Raw genomic sequence first — 16721 nt, forward strand, 5'->3', positions numbered from 1 at the left:
TATGAGGGCTATTGGAATTGGCATATTATCCGCCCTCTTTTTTGCGGTTACTTTTGTGCTAAATCGATCGATGGAACTGGATGGCGGCAGCTGGATGTGGAGTGCATCATTGCGTTACTTCTTCATGGTACCCTTCCTAGTGGTCATCGTAGCCATGCGCGGCGGCTTGACTGGCGTAAAACGAGAAATGATTGCGGCACCTTGGCCCTTTTTCATCTGGAGTTTCGTAGCGTTCGTTCTGTTTTACGGTCCGTTGACATTTTCAGCTGGCTATAGTCCAGGATGGCTCGTTGCCGGTACATGGCAGATGACCATCGTCGCTGGCGTGTTGCTAGCCCCCTTCTTCACGTTCCAAGCCAAGACGGAAACTGGTGAAACACACACGATCCGTCACCGCATTCCTGCGGCATCATTGGTCATTTCGCTAGTCATCTTAGTCGGTGTTGTGCTGATCCAGATTCCACATGCAGGAAGCGTATCGACGAAAACGATTCTTCTGGGTACCTTGCCGCTTGTCATAGCTGCGTTCTCCTACCCGCTAGGCAATCGGAAAATGATGAATCTAGTCGGTGGACGGCTCGATATGTTCCAGCGTGTACTCGCGATGACACTGATGACGATACCTATTTGGTTGCTGCTAGCGGTTTATGCAGCGGTAACTGTCGGCCTGCCTTCTCTAAGTCAGGTCGTGCAGTCATTAATTGTCTCAGTCAGTTCAGGCGTAATCGCCACTTCACTATTCTTCATGGCGACGGATATGGTGCAACATGATCAAGGGAAATTGGCAGCTGTCGAAGCTACACAGTCCGTCGAATTAATTTTCGCCATGCTTGGTGAGATGCTATTGCTTAGCTTGCCATTACCAGGCGCACTTTCATTAGTCGGCGTGCTAGTAATTATCGGTGGCATGTCGTTGCATAGTTATCAAACTTCATTGGCCGCAAAGAAAGTGTAGAAAAGGGTTGTCCGACAAGTCTGTTACTGACTTGTCGGACAACCCTTTTTCAAACTTCACGTTCTTTTATTTGTGGTGGAATGCGTTTTTTCAATAGTTGTGGTCTTACTTCTGATAATAAAATCGCAATAAAGATAATGAGTGCACCTAGGAACATGCGGAACGTCAATAATTCATAGGCAAGGGCTACAGAGAAAATCATGCCCCAGACTGATTCTGTTGATAATATAATGGCTGCTTTCGTTTCCGATAAGTGTTTCTGCCCAACTGTTTGCATTAAGAATGCCAGAGTCGTAGAAAATACAGCTAAGTACAGCACCGAACTTATACCCTGTGGTTCCATGGAAAATGACATCTCGTCCATTCCGATGACGGTCACGCAACTAATCACGGCGGCGACAACCATTTGCAATAGCGTCAGCAAAATAGCATCTTCCGTTCGGACAAATCGTGCCGTGTAGAAAATATGAAATGCAAACATCACAGCACACCCAAGCGTTAGTAAATCGCCTATGTTAATAGTGGTTGACCACTGCAACGATAAAACCGCCACTCCAATCAGTGCTAATACTGCACCAAACAATTCAAAGGTATCCAGCTTACGCTTATATAAAATCAATGCGATAAACGGGACAATCACTACATTGACACCGGTTAAAAACGCATTTTTTGAAGGTGTCGTAAACTGCAAACCTACTGTCTGCAATGCAAATGCAGCATACAGCAAAACACCAAGCAATGCGCCTTTCCATAAAATCGACTGATCCATCCGAAGTAGACGTTTATGAAAGACAATACTAAGTAACAGCGCTCCTATTGTAAAACGTACGGCTAAAATTTGATACGGTGTGTAATATTCTAAAGCGAGCGCGCTCATCACAAAGCCGCTCCCCCAGATGATGGCGGTGATCGTCAACCCAATCTCGCCTATGTATTTCCTCATGTGCTTCACCATACTTCCGCTAGTCAGTGCTATTATTTTAGCATGATTTCCTGTCGGATTATAGCTGAATTCAAAAAGAATACTGACTTTTTGAAATAGAAGCAAAGCGTTAAGAACGTGCGTTTACTTGTAAGTAAATTCTAAAGAAGTTTGCTGTGTGAATAGATTAGCATCCACGAGGGGATTGAAGCTCCAGCTGGGGACGCTTCAATCCTACGTTGATAGTGGGGTTACATAAGTCACTCACTGTAGTATGCCAATTAATGTTGAACGTAAACTTATTTAAGTCCAAGTTCAAATTCCTGTAAATCCTAATTCCAACCCTCAACAGACTTTCTACATCAAAAAAGAAGCCATCACTTAGAAGTCACAAACATCATGACTTCTCGGACAGCTCCACCAACTATCAATCTTCGTATAACCCGATCTCTTTAATCGTACGCTCGACAAGCGACGGATCAACAGACTTATCGAAGTCGATCTCACCACGTATCGCCCCGTTCGCTTTGTACATCTCATACTGCTTTTTTATATCATCGATAAACATCTTACCGTTCGGATCGAGTCCCGTCACGAATACTCTTTCCCATAACTCAGGATCTTTCAGCGCCGTATGTTTTACCATGATGTCTATAATCTCTTCTTTACCTTGATCTTTAAAGAACGCGTCATTATAGTCACGCACCCCTTTTAGATAGGCTGCCATGAAGCGTAACGACAAATCTTCATTCGCCATGAATTGCGGTGAAGCCAACACCATGGCGATCTGCGATTCAGGCGCGTAATCAGTAGCGTCTCCGAAACGTACGTGAAAACCTTTATTGACACCCTGCGCGATAAGCGGTTCAATATTCAACGCGGCATCAATTGTTCCTGAATCAATCGCTCCAAGCATCGCACCGAAGTCCGCGATATGCACATACTCCACATCTTCTTCCGTCAAACCTGCATGCTTCAGCATCTCTTCATAGATATACCCATCAATGGAGTTACGGGACGATACCGCGATTTTCTTTCCTTTAAAATCGCTGTACTCCTTGATTTCATCAACCATATGATTACCGATAACAAAACTGAAATAGGACTTGCCGGGCATATTATGGCCTTTATCCGCGATGATCCGTACGTCAATTCCTTGAGCAATCGCATTAAAGAATGATGCAGTAGAAACGCCACCCGCGATATCCACTTCGCCAGCGGCTAGTGCAGGCAACATGTCATCGCTGTTTGCAAAGTCCGCAAAATCTACACGTATATTATAGTCATCAAAATAGCCCTTTTCTTTCGCAATATAAAAACCAGCTCCAGAAGCAGCCCCATCTTCCGCTATGAATACCTTCGCCTGCTTCTCAAGTGGTGCCAAATCACCTGAAGCCGGCTTGCCATCATTCGGTACGGGCTTCGCTACTTCTTTTGGAGAACATGCACCCATCATCAATACGACCGATAACAGGCTAAACAATCCCGCCTTCTTTATCCACTTCCCCACATCATCTCTCCTTTTATCACTTATTCTCTTGATTTTAGTACTTCCTCTTGCAAGTGACGCCATATATCAATGAATTTTGCCGCCATTTCTGGATCTTTCCGAACATCCTCCATCTTTCTCGGTCTCGGCATATCGATAATAATTTCTTCGATGATTTTCCCTGGTTGAGCCCCCATCAACAGAATCCGATCACTGAGCAATAACGCCTCATCAATACTATGTGTAATGAACAACACAGTCTTCTTTGTCTCTGCCCAAATACTTAATAACTCTTCCTGTAATATAAAGCGATTTTGTTCATCGAGTGCACCGAACGGTTCATCCATCAATAAAATCTCAGGATCATTCGCAAAAGCCCTTGCAATACTCACGCGCTGCTTCATTCCGCCAGACAATTCCTTTGGGTAGAGCGAAGCGAAGCGTTCCAACCCCGTCTTCTTCAAGTAAAAGTCTGTTCGTTCAGTAATGAAGGCTTTCGGTAAGTTGCGCATTTTTAACCCAAAGGCTACATTTTCACGTACCGTCAGCCACGGAATAACACCGCGTTCCTGGAATACCATCGATTGCAACGGCCGGTCGTTCGTTTCTGTCGCAATCGTAAAACTACCGACACTCGGCTGCTCCAGTCCAGCCAGAATACGTAACAGCGTCGTCTTACCGCATCCACTCGGACCAACGATACAAACGAATTCTCCTTCATCTACCGTTAGGGAAATATCTTCAAGCGCAATGACACTGCCCTGTTTCTTATAAAAAGCTTTCATTAACCCATCTACCGTAATCTTTGGCTTCCCCTCCATTTCATTCACCTCCATGGCAATAATTTATTTTGAAGCGCGCGCAGAATAAGCGAGAATAAATAACCGAAAAAGGAGATGAGTATTAATCCCACATACATTTCGGGCAATAAGAAAGCTTTATAGGACGTCCATATCAAATAACCAATCCCAGAAGTCGCTCCCATCATCTCTGCCGCCACGATCGTCAATAGCGCAATTGCCTGCCCCATCTGGATCCCTTCGAGCATGACAGGAAGTGCTCCAGGAAGTGCAATTTTAAAGAAGAAATTCCATTGGCTCGTTTGATAGTTATTGGCAACATCCAAATAAATTTTATCGATATTCAATACACCCGCCGCCGTATTAATGACAACTGGGAAAAACACACTCCCGGCAATCGTCACTACCTTTGACAAATCTCCAATTCCAAATAAAATAATGATGATTGGCAATAATGCCAATGTTGGAATTGGCATAAGAGCCATGACAATCGGTTGAACGAAATGCCGGATTGGAGAATATAATCCCATCAATAAACCGACAATGATACCTGGTATGACACCTGCTAAAAATCCAATGAAAATCCGATACAATGAGACACCAACATGTTTCGCCATTACGCCGCTCACAATCATGTCATAAAAGGTTTGCACAATCGTACTGGGCGGCGGGAAAAAGCGAATATCCAAGATACCTGTTCTCGACATCACTTCCCATAGCACCAGGAGGAATAACGGTGACACAATCGTCAGCAACTGCTTGCCACGTTCTTTGCGTTGCCGCAACTTCCATTCCCTCTGCTCCACCTCAAATGATTCATTGCGAGCCAATTCTGAAGTCTCCACTCTTCACCACCTCTTCACTGCCTATTGTATGTAAAGGCCTAGTAAACTGGTTGGGCAGGCGTCATGTTCGGGTTGTTTCCGCAAAGTAGTTTGATTATACTGAAGTTATGACTACACTTACACCAGACCAAATCAGAGAATTGAATAGTTACAGTGTCTACTTGGAACAGCCAGCACATCCTGTATTCACACTAGCGGACGTACTGGATTCCTCAAAAGTACAGAGTATCGTCCAAGTCACAAAGACTGTCAGCCAAAGTCCGAATGAAGTCGTCGCGGCTTCGTTCTTCGTACGTCGACTCGGTATGTTTTTTGCCATGCAGCTTTATAATCTAGCTGCATACGACGAAATGTGGAACGGATCAGCAGAAGATCTACAGTTCGGTGCACGGGAAGAGTTCGGCAATAAAACGATTAGCATTTTTGTCGTTAGCGCAGATTGGGAAATGATCGATGACGAAGACCGGCAAGCACATATTAAACGGGTGCTGGACGATGCACATGCAGTGATTACACCATTGCGTAGCGTGGTACCCATATCTCCCCTTACCTTATGGGAGAATATCTTCGGCTTCTGGCTCTGGCAATATCATGTACTATTGTCTGACCCAGGATCGGAAATGGAAGCAAGAGAAGATTTAGAGATGCTAAAAAACGATACCACGTGGACGGGTATCGCTGATCACTCACGTTTCGCAAGCTATTTAAACGGCTCCGAACCAACCGCTTTATTGAACACGACTGTCCGCAAAACTTGCTGTTTTTCTAAAGATGTACCCGGATTGATGCGTTGCGGTTTTTGTCCATTACCGTGAAAAAACAGGCTTTCGCTCACTATGCGAAGGCCTGTTTTTAACGTTTGCGATAAGCATGATAGGATTGTTTTGTCGAATAGATAATCCCCATTGCCGCACCACTATAAAAAAATCCCATGAATATTCCGGCAGACAAATTCTTTGGATGGCTGATGAATATGGATATAGCGAGCGCAACTACTGTGGCCACTGTCGAAAGCCAACTAAGCGGCACTTTTAAAAACCACTTGGCAATCAGTACCACAATCAAAACAACCGGAACACCCCACATCGCATCCCACACATTGGTATGAATAACTGGAAATTCCGTCAGCATCTGCTAACACCCTTTCGTTTTCGTTAGGATGAGCAGTTTTTTTTTATTTACCCATCCAAAAACCTCCTAGCCTAAAGACTAGGAGGTTAGTTCTATCGCTACACATTCTTCGTGGCGGCTTCACTAATTTCTTTTCGCATTTCATAGATGTTTTGCACAATCACTTTACCGACTGCATAGGCAGGCACAGCTACTAAAATTCCAAGGAATCCTGCGAGACTTCCCGCCACTAATAATACCGTAATGATCGTAAGAGGATGGATATCGAGTGATTTCCCCATAACGTTCGGCGTAATTAGATTACTATCGATTTGCTGTGCAGCTAGCGTAACGACTCCGACCCAAATTACTAATTTAGGTTCCTGTAAATAGGCAATGATTAAAGCTGGAGTCACCGCAATCCACGGTCCGATAAATGGAATGATATTCATGAATAAAGCGAGAATTGCTAGTAGTAAAGCGTACTGAAGTCCTATAATGTAGTAACCAATTAAAATAATTACCGCTAAAATAGCACTAATTAATAATTGGCCTTGAATATAAGAACGTAAAACTTGGTCAATATCTTCCAACGTCTTCTTTACCCAAATACGACGCTTACCGGAGAACACATTGTAAATTCTCGGAGCAAATTTTTCGTGATCCTTCAACATAAATAAGAAGAAGAACGGTACAAGTAACAGTAATGCTACGGCTTGTACGAATGACTGCACAAATTGTACGAACCATTTGCCAAATGTTACCGCGAACGTTTGAATGGATTCGACTGCTGAATTCAAGGATTCCTGCAATCCTTCCGGTAAATTATCTTTTTGATTAATCGCTTTATCTTGCAGTTGCTCGAGCTGATGGGTAAGAGCTGGCCCATTGTCCACCAAATTATTCACTTGTTTCGTCACCATCGGACCAATGATTGCGACTAAAATCCAAATAACGGCTACAAGTATGAGCATGATCGTTATAATACTTCCCCATCTCGGCATCTTTTTCTTTTCCAAGTATTGCTGGATCGGTACCGTTATGTAATAAAGCAGTCCACCAAAGATTAATGGCATGATAATCGTTTGTAAAATAACTCCAACCGGTCTAAAAATATAATTTACTTCTAAAAAGTATTTCGTGATTAACAATGCCAGCAATATGCCGACACCTACCTGAAACCACACCTTTTTCGTCAAATGCTCACTTCCCTTCTATTTTAACTTACATAGTTAACTTTATTATACGTGGTTGAATCACCCGTGTCGAAAATTAATTTCGCCCTTTGCTATACAATAACCCTTGATTTCTACACTGTATTGTAACAATAATTGTCTAACTATGCGAAAAAATCTTAATTCCTCTTGTCCTAGTCGTATTTAGCCGGTAAAATGGTTCTGTCTTGGAAAGATTGCAACTCTTCAAGAAATACATCGTAGAAACGAAGGGATCTTATGTTACAACAGACTTGGAATCGTCTTTGGTCGTTACATGATCAAGTTAAAGATGTCTTCCGATTGTTCACTGCACCTAATACTTCTGAAATGGTAAAAGGCGGACAAGGTGGTAAAAAGATTGGCGTAAATCACGAAGGTGGAGGCAGAGACTCTCGCAGTTATTCAGCTACACAGCTCATTGGATTAGTACTTGGTCCATTACTCTTTTCCCTTATTTTACTGTTCTTCAAACCTGCTGATTTATCTGCAGCCGGTATCGCTATTTTAGCCAGTACCGTATGGATTGCAGTTTGGTGGATTACGGAAGCTATACCAATTCCAGTTGCTTCCTTATTGCCACTCGTTCTGTTTCCGATGACAGGCGGCCTAGAAATGAAAGACACGGCATCTTCTTACGGAGATGAAACGATTTTCTTATTTATGGGTGGATTTATGATCGCACTCGCGCTGGAAAAATGGAATTTGCATCGACGAATTGCACTAACAATTATTTCTGCCATCGGTACAAATATGGACAAAATTGTTCTTGGATTTATGGTAGCTACTGGATTTCTGTCTATGTGGATTTCTAATACCGCAACCGCGATGATGATGGTACCAATCGGTCTGGCGATCATTACACAAGTATCAGTTGCCTTGAAAGACGATACATCTATCGACACAACTAAAGAAAACTTTGGTTTCGGCAAAGCGTTGATGCTCGGTATTGCCTACTCCGCTTCATTAGGCGGGGTTGCGACATTGATCGGTACACCTCCGAATACACTGCTTGCAGGAGCTATCAATAAAATCTACGGCATCGAGTTATCATTCGGTAAATGGATGTTGTTCGGTGTACCCTTCGCGTGGGTATTCATCTTACTAACTTGGTGGTATTTAGTGAAGATTATCTATAAATCCCCAGTCAAAACATTACCTGGTGGACGTGAAGTCATCGATAAAGAAAAGAAATTGCTTGGACGTCCTTCAATTGAAGAGATTATGGTCTTCATCATATTCGCACTAGCTGCGTTTTCATGGATTACGCGCTCGTTCTTCCTATCGAAATTTATTGACGGATTAAGTGACGGTGTCATTGCGATTGTGTTTGCGATGATTTTGTTCATCATTCCGTCTGTCAATAAAAAAGGTGATCACTTGCTAGATTGGAATACGGCGGTTAAATTACCTTGGGGTATCTTACTTCTATTCGGTGGTGGTCTGGCCATCGCAGCTGGCTTTGTCAGCAGCGGTCTGTCTGAATGGATCGGAGCTCAGCTAATTGGATTGAAAGGTGTTCCGCTCATTGTCATTATTTTGATCGTTGCGACACTGGTCATTTTCTTGACGGAAATCACATCCAATACAGCAACAGCTTCCATGATGTATCCAATCATGGCTTCGTTGGCACTCGCACTCGGTTTCCATCCGTACGCATTGATGATCGCAGCAGGTGTAGCAGCGTCTTGTGCGTTCATGCTACCGGTTGCCACCCCACCGAACGCGGTCGTTTTTGGATCAGGTTATCTGCGAATTCCTGATATGGCGAAAGCCGGCTTCGCGCTCAATATAGTCGGAGTCGTGCTAGTAACACTTTGTATTTACTTCTTGCTTCCATCACTATGGGGTATCGATTTACAAACCATTCCAGAAGTATTTAAAGACTAAAACAAACCAGGTGCCGGGACATATTCCGGCATCTGGTTTTTCATTTACTGCGCTTTACTCAACACTCTACGTCGTAATCGGATCAGTAGTACATAGACTACAGGCACAACCGCCGAAAACATAGCGAGACCCGTCCACCCTGCAAACTGCCAAAGCGGCGTTACTAGCGTACTTCCTGCCGCCATACCGATATAGTAAGAAACGAGGTACAAGCTTGACGCACTCCCTTTATGATGCGTTGCTTCTTTACTCACAGAAGCCGCTGTTAAAGAATGGGCAGAGAAAAAGCCAAGACAGATCACGCAATAACCGATAATAATTAGCGGTAATGTAGTGGGAATGGTAAGAAGACAGCCGACCGCCAGCAGAATGACACCTATAAAACGAATAGGTGTCATACCAACTTTACTAGCAATAGAGCCAGCAAGCGGTGCACCAATAATTCCAAATGCATAAGCAAAGTAGATGTAAGAAACTTCATCAAGCGTCATCGAAAATGGTGAATCCGTCAAATGGAAAGGCAGAAACGTCCACATACCAGTAAAGCTCAGCTGTAGTACAATACCAAGTCCAAAAACAATTAGTAAAGCTGGATTCTTTAAATGAATGCCGAAACCTTCCATGTCTTTCTTTATTGACTCCACACTCGGCTCGAAGTGAATGGATTTCGGCAAAACGACTAGTAAGAAGATAAATACCGCCACGCCTATGACCGTCAGAAGTTGAAGTGACAATTCCCATGACCAGCGTTCTGCCAAATAGCCCGTTACAAAACGACCAAGCATCCCACCTGTGCCATTGAATGAAATATACAGAGCAGTCGCCACACTTACTACCCGCTCATTGATCTCTTCATTAATATAAGCAAGAGCAGCAGCCAATACACCGGCCATTGCAAAGCCCTGTATAAAACGTAGAACAAGGATAATAGTAAAAGAATTCGTCATAAACATAGGAATAAACAATAGCGCCGTTACTAATACGGAGATTTTCACAAAAACGGATCTACCCATCCGGTCAGAGTAAAACCCAAGAATCACCAATCCGAAAATTAGACCTATTGTATTGACGGACATGGCTAAACTGGCAGTGGATACCGACACATTGAATTGCTTTGTTAAAATAGGTAACAAAGGCTGTATAGCATACATCGCGGCAAATATTAGCACTGAAGCAATACCTAGCCCGATGACAATACGCCAAAATCGAAGCTCTCGAATCGTTGATTTTGCTTGTAAATTCATAATGACACTTCCAGTCCATAATATGTGAATAATGAAATTATATCACTACACTAAAAGTTTATCTGGATTTAGTAGAAGACGTATTAAAATCAAATGTATATTATCTTTACAAAAAGCCATCCTACTATTTGGAGGTGTTAGACAAATGAACAAAATGGCGATGACAGCTGTCGGACTTGGTGCACTTTACCTCATGCGAAATAAGCAGTCACGGGAAAAACTTATGGAGCAAATTAGTAACCTTTCAGGAATGAACAGTAATCCGTAATGCCAATCATTTGCATACACCCGAAAAACCGGAGCCTCCAGAAGGTTTCCGGTTTTTCATTTCCTTAGTAATCTTTCCGACAATAATTTTGATGTTTTCTCTTTTTGAAAGTGGGTATTTATATACTAACAAACGAAACGGAGGAGATAATATGAGTAACAAAGATCACGGTACAGAAGATAAATTAAAAGGAATTGGCAACAAAATTAAAGGTAGCGTAAAAGATACCGTAGGCGATTTAACTAACAACACTAAAATGCAAGCTGAAGGTAAATGGGACAAAGCAAAAGGTACTGCACAAGAAAAGATCGGTGAAGCGAAAGAACACTTTAGCGATGACGAAGCACACCAAGAAAAATAATATGGGGGATAACCATTCTGTTGCTCAATCAGCAGGCTGGTTTTATATAGGCATATAAAAAGAAGGATCTTCCATCACAATGGGAGATCCTTCTTTTTCATAACTGATCGGTACCTATTCGCGGACTATTTGGAATAGGGTTGCCTTCTTCATTCGAGTTACTGTCCAGATTTTCTCCGCTGTCTGTTTGCTGTTGGGCACTATCATGTGGATCTATGGACTGCGCTCGTTCTTCATCTGTCAGTTGATCGACAAACAACGCGATACCGCCTTCTTTTAAATCATTATAGAATGTTTTGGATTCTTGTTTCGTAAAACCCATTTTAATAAAGATCGTCAACATTTCATCTTTACTATTGAACAGACGGCGCGTATGATCCCAGAGTGATCCTTCCTGGATACCAATTAACTCAATTTCAGAATCACTTTCCAATACTTTTAAATCATCCCGCACATTAGAGACTGCACACATACGATGTTTTTTAAACCCTTTGGCTTCCAGTTCCGTTATTTTATAAAGAACATTGTCGACTGAATGAAATGTGCCCTCATATTGTTTATTAGCCATTATTGCACCTCCCTTTAACTAACACTATGCTATACTTCTACCCACTGAAGACCGATTTCACACATAATTCTAAATACTTGGTATGTATCTTCCCATGCATAGTTCTTCACTTCTTGTACAAGCTATTTGTATCACAATGAAAAGGAGTGGTTGATTGGTGGAAATAAAAAAGAAGTTGGAATCTGAGGTTTCAAACATGGGAGAAGAAAAGAAAGAGCAGATTTTGCAAAATTTCAATCATTTTAAAGGGTATCTAGCCGAAAAGGTACACAAAGGTGAAAACCTTGGAATGAGTGATGAACAATTGGCGAAGACAACTGAATTTATTGCCAATTACTTATCACGTCATGAAGAACCGCGAAACCGTGAGCAGTATTTATTACAAGAACTTTGGGATTCAGGTTCTAAAGAAGAGCAACACTCTTTGGCACATATGCTTCTGAAAATGGTTCGCCAAGCATAATAGGAGGCGATAAGACGTGGCATCAACAGAAAACCCAAGTCCAAAATATCATCCGAATACGTATCGTCTGATTCAGACACATCCTGAAAATTTACAGACTAATACAGTTAGTTTGTTCGATTTGCATGAAGATATGCAAACGGTCGACTCGATTTCTTTACCCGATCAGCGAAAAGATCTTATGAAAGAAAAAATCAACCACTCCCCTCGTTTTAGTGGCGGTAGCTTGTCTAACGACTATGGTGCACCCCACTGATTTACCGATAAAAGCTGTACAGTGAAAACTTCACTGTACAGCTTTTCCCCGTTTATTTGCAGTAGTTGTCGATATTTCCCGGGAAATGCAGAGACAATTATTCAGTCCGAAAATTCATATCCATGATATACTATGATCCGGTGGAAATGGAGGTTATGCGGATGAAACCCTGGATGTATCCGCTGCTCGTTGTATTTGGAGCTGCAAGTTACGGAATTTTATCAACGATTATTAAATTAGCTATTCAAGATGGCTTCACCGCTTCAGAGGCAGTGACGAGCCAATATTATACAGGTTTTCTATTAGCACTTATTATTTTTATCTTAGTTAAACGTGGCGTCCCGACACTTCGTGGAAGTTTTCCAGTCTTAATTGCAGGATTATTCACAGCGATTACTGGAACAGTGTATGGAAAAGCAGTTGAATACATGCCCGCTTCATTGGCGGTCGTATTACTCTTTCAATTTACATGGATCGGAATGCTTTACGAATGTATTGGAGCGAAGCGTCTACCCAAACAATCTGAAGTGGTGTCGCTTGTCTTTCTATTCGGCGGAACAATTTTAGCTGCTGGATTGATTGACGTCGATGTAAGCGGGATTCCATGGCAAGGTTGGGCGTGGGGACTTGCTGCTGCATTTAGTTTCGCAGCGTTCGTTACAGCAAATCAGAAGCCAGTGCCTGGTATGGATGTAGTGACGCGGTTGTTCTTAATGTCGTTTTATGCAGCAATTGCCATTACATTTTTCCAGTCTCCAGAAATTTTATGGAACGGGATGTTGGGTGAGGGATTGTGGATGTACGGTGCCATATTAGGCGTGTTTGGCATTGTCCTACCCATTTTCTTATTTTCAATCGGCGTACCAAAAGTCGGAGCAGGCATGTCTTCTATTTTAAGTGCTGTCGAGTTGCCCGTGGCGATTATCGCTTCGATGCTGTTGCTTGGCGAAAGGTTAACGCTATTGCAGTTTCTCGGCATTTTCCTAGTGTTATTCGGGATGACTTGGCCCGCTATATTGCAACGTTTTGCAGTGAAGACTAGATTGCGATTAAGACGGGTGGAGTAAAAGGAAAAATGAATAAAACAAACGAGACTTCCCTAATCCAGTGAAGTCTCGTTTGTTGTATATTCCGACCAATCCACTCTACGCAATGAAGCGATGAGGAACAAAAGCATGATATCCATTGCAACAACTGCAAAACTTACAATGATGAAGAATGTTGAAAATGCGTGATCTCCAAAATTTAACGAGAACGCTGCCATCAGCATCATCAGAAAGTGAATACTCATGTACCAGATGTAAGCCATGTGTATGCGGTTATGCAAATGTGCTTGGCCGGGTTCTTGAATCATCGATTTCCACGTGCCAAATAAGTAGTAGGCAACGATTACTTTCCAAATGAATAAAGTTTCCGCATATATGGTCCAGCCGATATCACTGACTTCGGATAGATTCACGAAAACGCCTAGTACCGAAATGAGCAACCCGATGAACGCGGTGAGTTGCACTTTTTTCGCTACCGGATAATGTTCAGTAAGAAGTCGTGCACCTGAATAAATCAAAAAATAACCAATTGGTGCCGCCAGTATGTCGATCCCTATTTGCAACCGGAAGAACACGAATAGGTAGCCCCAGAAGAATAACCTACATGCTTTATTCATGGTTCTCTACCTCCGTTCGCTCATCGATGACTCGCTGTATAGATTCTTTCGTCATATACGGATAGAAATGTAGATGACCAACTTGCCCGACGAACAGTTCACCGGCTTCCGTTGTACCATTTAAATCAATCTTCACGTCTAGTAATGCATGTAGAGAAGGATCAGCGTAACTTTTCACTGTCAACCAGTCGCCCATTTTTAAATGCAAAGGAAATTTCATCTTACGTATATCGGTGCCTTTTGTTTTACTCCACTCATCACTTTCCAATACAGTCTCTAATTGCTCTGTTTCTGCATGATCTGCACTCTGCAATTTAATGTGGAATTTCCCTTGTAAAGTATCATCGAATACCGTGCTAACAGATTCTATCGTCAATGCTTCCCTTGCAGCTAGTCGGGCTTCCGAATATTCTCCTACCGATCCAGATTTGAAAGCGAACGGATCCAACTCTTCTTTCTGCCGTTGGAACAGAATCTGTCCTATTGGATAAATCTTCGTATCGTGGCCAGTGAAGTGTACAACCATTTCATTGAATCTCACTGTTTCTCCAGGTTTCACAGATGCTTCGGGATCGAACTGTATATTCACCCTCTTGAGTGAATATCTACCGAATTGCTCTACTTCTTCTACTCCCTCATTCTCACCGAAACGATCTGGAGTCCCTCGAATATTTCCAAGCTCTACTAGTTGAATATATGATGTATCATCTTTATTCGTAATGAAGTAAAACGGTATATACAGTTCATTCTCCAAGCTTATATCAAGATAATGATTCAAGAAGACAGGATGATCAAGCTTATGCTGCTCGGCGTACATATAATTACCAACCCAGATCAATACGATTGTCAGCATAATTGCCCAAAATGGTTTAATCTTCAACCGACCAACTCCTTATAGCGAACGTATAAACGTCACCAAGTCTTGTTGATTTTCTGGCGTTACGCCATGTCCGTCAGTATATGTCTTAAACGTAACATTCGCTCCGAGCGATTCGAAATACTCTTTGCTTTCCACTCCTGATTGGGATGGAATGACATAATCATAGTCACCATGGGAAATGAATATATGTTGATTTTCCACAGACTGTATTGCGTATTCATTCTTGACGAAATCAGGTACATACCCGCTAAGTGCCACTACGCCATGAGGTGAAGGTATCAGTGTTACCCCCAATGCTTGTGCAAGTACAGCTCCCTGGCTGAAACCGATGACCGTCAAACGCTCCGGATCTAGATCATACTCCTGGATGGCTTCGCGAATGAATGATTGGATGTAGACGAGTACTTTATCGAAAACTTCACGAACCGGCTTTCCTTCCTCTTCAATTGTGAAAAATGCATAGCCTGGCTCATGAACGATGGGTCCTCTTAAACTGAAAATATGATGAGTTTCTTTAAAGTCTTTGACTAGTTGTGGTAAATCTCCTTCATGACTCCCCATTCCATGAAGTAAAAATAGTGCAGATTGTTTCTCTTCTGCATTCGTTGGCTTTGTATGTGTAAAAGTAAATGGTGATTTCAAAGTCATTCTCCCCTTTTCTCTTCTTTATGCAACTAGTTTACCATAGAAAAAAGCGCCTGCCACTTTATGCGACAGACGTGTTGAACAGCTTATTTCTTTTCTGGCTTGGCTAATACTTCATCCCAGTTAATTGTGCCATCTTTGATTTGATCACGAAGTTCTTTAGTCATTGTATCGTTTGGACGACCACCATCCGGCCAGTCTTTGTCGTGATTTTTCCATTCAGGACGATCTTTTGACAAAACGTATGCCGCCAAGTCGCTTGCTTCTTGATCAGTAATTGTGTCTTCTTGACCAACTGGCATATTGTTCTGGATGTACCCAGCCATTTTAGTCATACGTGCAATTCCTGCTCCATCGTTAAATGATCCATCACCCCAAAGTTTAGGGCCAGTGTTAGAACCAATCCCTTCACCGTTCTCACCGTGACACGCGATACAAGATTGCTGATACACCTTTTCACCGTTCTCCACGTTCGGTGTCGGCAAGTCATCCAGAGTGTTTTTGTGGCGCCAATCTAATTCAGCTCCTACTGGAATACCTTCGGAGATATACGTCATGTATGCCACCATCGCATCTAAGTCCTCATCGTCATCAGCAAATTTTTGTCCGTCCATACTTCTTACCATACAACCGTTAATACGTTCTTCAAGTGTAACCATTTGACCCGATCGTCCGATGTACATTGGGTACACTGCAGACATTCCGACCATGGATGAAACCCCTTCGTCTGTTCCTGCACCCGCATGACAGCTTGTACAAGATAATTCATTCACTCGGGCAAGTCCGTCTTCTACCGTAGCTGCCTCGGAACGTAATACGTTGGATGTATCATCGAATAAATCGAAGCCGCGTTTGATCGCTTCCCCTTCTTTCCCCTCCGGAACGTCATCCATTGAAGGCGGGTTGTGCTGAATTCCAGCAACCTCTTCCGTCGGCGCTTCTACTTCTGGAGCTTCTGATGCATGGTCTTTATTCACACGCATTTGGTTGCCCATAAATACTATGACGACCAAACAAACTACAACAATGAAGCCTAAAGCTAATCCCGTTGTTCTTTTCATACCTACTCCTCCTTTTTACCAATTATGTATATATTCCATATTTAACCTATCATACATCCCCATGTCAGTCTATCCATTTTATTACTA

The 16721-nt window shown here is 42.5% G+C and carries 20 protein-coding genes; 8 read left to right on the plus strand and 12 right to left on the minus strand.

Annotated elements, in window-relative coordinates:
* Position 1 precedes the first annotated feature (1 nt).
* Positions 2-955, plus strand: a complete 954-nt coding sequence (locus CSV72_RS05955) for a DMT family transporter (protein WP_099677577.1) — start codon at positions 2-4, stop codon at positions 953-955.
* A 49-nt stretch (positions 956-1004) separates the two neighbouring features.
* Here CSV72_RS05955 and CSV72_RS05960 read toward each other — a convergent pair whose 3' ends face one another.
* From CSV72_RS05960 to CSV72_RS05975, 4 genes are all read right to left on the minus strand, one after another.
* A complete protein-coding gene (locus CSV72_RS05960; RefSeq protein WP_099677642.1) occupies positions 1005-1898 on the minus strand; it encodes a DMT family transporter in 894 nt (297 codons plus the stop codon).
* A gap of 406 nt (positions 1899-2304) precedes the next feature.
* Entirely contained in the window at positions 2305-3333 is a 1029-nt protein-coding gene (locus tag CSV72_RS05965; protein WP_199170065.1) for an ABC transporter substrate-binding protein, read from the minus strand.
* Between the two features lie 74 nt (positions 3334-3407).
* Positions 3408-4187: an ABC transporter ATP-binding protein gene (locus CSV72_RS05970; protein ID WP_099634257.1), complete on the minus strand. Its 780-nt coding sequence runs from the start codon at positions 4185-4187 to the stop codon at positions 3408-3410.
* A 5-nt stretch (positions 4188-4192) separates the two neighbouring features.
* Complete coding sequence (locus tag CSV72_RS05975; RefSeq protein WP_099677578.1) at positions 4193-5011, minus strand: ABC transporter permease; 819 nt, start codon at positions 5009-5011, stop codon at positions 4193-4195.
* A gap of 107 nt (positions 5012-5118) precedes the next feature.
* On the opposite strand from CSV72_RS05975, the gene CSV72_RS05980 reads away from it, so the two are divergent.
* Positions 5119-5826: a hypothetical protein gene (locus CSV72_RS05980; protein ID WP_099677579.1), complete on the plus strand. Its 708-nt coding sequence runs from the start codon at positions 5119-5121 to the stop codon at positions 5824-5826.
* 37 nt (positions 5827-5863) lie between these two features.
* Here CSV72_RS05980 and CSV72_RS05985 read toward each other — a convergent pair whose 3' ends face one another.
* A complete protein-coding gene (locus tag CSV72_RS05985) occupies positions 5864-6142 on the minus strand; it encodes a hypothetical protein (RefSeq protein ID WP_099677580.1) in 279 nt (92 codons plus the stop codon).
* Positions 6143-6240: 98 nt separating this feature from the next.
* A complete protein-coding gene (locus CSV72_RS05990; protein ID WP_099677581.1) occupies positions 6241-7320 on the minus strand; it encodes an AI-2E family transporter in 1080 nt (359 codons plus the stop codon).
* A gap of 255 nt (positions 7321-7575) precedes the next feature.
* Here CSV72_RS05990 and CSV72_RS05995 point away from each other — a divergent pair, with 255 nt between their 5' ends.
* Complete coding sequence (locus tag CSV72_RS05995) at positions 7576-9225, plus strand: SLC13 family permease (protein ID WP_099677582.1); 1650 nt, start codon at positions 7576-7578, stop codon at positions 9223-9225.
* Positions 9226-9269: 44 nt separating this feature from the next.
* Here CSV72_RS05995 and CSV72_RS06000 read toward each other — a convergent pair whose 3' ends face one another.
* Positions 9270-10469, minus strand: coding sequence for an MFS transporter (locus tag CSV72_RS06000; protein WP_099677583.1), 1200 nt, complete (start codon positions 10467-10469; stop codon positions 9270-9272).
* A gap of 145 nt (positions 10470-10614) precedes the next feature.
* Between CSV72_RS06000 and CSV72_RS17130 the strand changes: the two genes are divergently transcribed.
* Together CSV72_RS17130 and CSV72_RS06005 are read left to right on the plus strand one after the other, a co-directional pair.
* The gene (locus CSV72_RS17130; protein WP_255397532.1) at positions 10615-10737 is read left to right on the plus strand and encodes a hypothetical protein; all 123 of its coding nucleotides are present in this window, start codon (positions 10615-10617) and stop codon (positions 10735-10737) included.
* Positions 10738-10888: 151 nt separating this feature from the next.
* Positions 10889-11098 (plus strand): CsbD family protein, encoded by a 210-nt coding sequence (locus CSV72_RS06005; RefSeq protein WP_099677584.1) that lies wholly within the window; start codon positions 10889-10891, stop codon positions 11096-11098.
* A gap of 97 nt (positions 11099-11195) precedes the next feature.
* On the opposite strand, the gene CSV72_RS06010 is transcribed toward CSV72_RS06005, so the two are convergent.
* Positions 11196-11666, minus strand: coding sequence for a general stress protein (locus CSV72_RS06010; RefSeq protein ID WP_099677585.1), 471 nt, complete (start codon positions 11664-11666; stop codon positions 11196-11198).
* Positions 11667-11823: 157 nt separating this feature from the next.
* On the opposite strand from CSV72_RS06010, the gene CSV72_RS06015 reads away from it, so the two are divergent.
* From CSV72_RS06015 to CSV72_RS06025, 3 genes are all read left to right on the plus strand, one after another.
* On the plus strand, positions 11824-12129 hold the full coding sequence (locus tag CSV72_RS06015) for a DUF3243 domain-containing protein (protein WP_369802886.1): 306 nt from the start codon (positions 11824-11826) through the stop codon (positions 12127-12129).
* Between the two features lie 16 nt (positions 12130-12145).
* Positions 12146-12385: a hypothetical protein gene (locus CSV72_RS06020; protein ID WP_099677586.1), complete on the plus strand. Its 240-nt coding sequence runs from the start codon at positions 12146-12148 to the stop codon at positions 12383-12385.
* Between the two features lie 155 nt (positions 12386-12540).
* Positions 12541-13452: an EamA family transporter gene (locus CSV72_RS06025; RefSeq protein ID WP_369802887.1), complete on the plus strand. Its 912-nt coding sequence runs from the start codon at positions 12541-12543 to the stop codon at positions 13450-13452.
* A 32-nt stretch (positions 13453-13484) separates the two neighbouring features.
* Here the strand turns inward: CSV72_RS06025 and CSV72_RS06030 are convergent, their stop codons facing one another.
* The 4 genes from CSV72_RS06030 to CSV72_RS17215 form a co-directional block, all read right to left on the minus strand.
* On the minus strand, positions 13485-14048 hold the full coding sequence (locus tag CSV72_RS06030; protein WP_099677588.1) for a hypothetical protein: 564 nt from the start codon (positions 14046-14048) through the stop codon (positions 13485-13487).
* Complete coding sequence (locus CSV72_RS06035) at positions 14041-14928, minus strand: hypothetical protein (RefSeq protein WP_099677589.1); 888 nt, start codon at positions 14926-14928, stop codon at positions 14041-14043. Before CSV72_RS06035 ends, CSV72_RS06030 begins: the two co-directional genes overlap by 8 nt.
* 12 nt (positions 14929-14940) lie before the next feature.
* Positions 14941-15570 (minus strand): alpha/beta hydrolase, encoded by a 630-nt coding sequence (locus CSV72_RS06040; RefSeq protein ID WP_099677590.1) that lies wholly within the window; start codon positions 15568-15570, stop codon positions 14941-14943.
* A gap of 89 nt (positions 15571-15659) precedes the next feature.
* Positions 15660-16634 (minus strand): c-type cytochrome, encoded by a 975-nt coding sequence (locus tag CSV72_RS17215; RefSeq protein WP_099677591.1) that lies wholly within the window; start codon positions 16632-16634, stop codon positions 15660-15662.
* Between the last annotated feature and the right edge of the window lie 87 nt (positions 16635-16721).

The organism is Sporosarcina sp. P20a, from assembly GCF_002743175.1.
Classification (GTDB): domain Bacteria; phylum Bacillota; class Bacilli; order Bacillales_A; family Planococcaceae; genus Sporosarcina.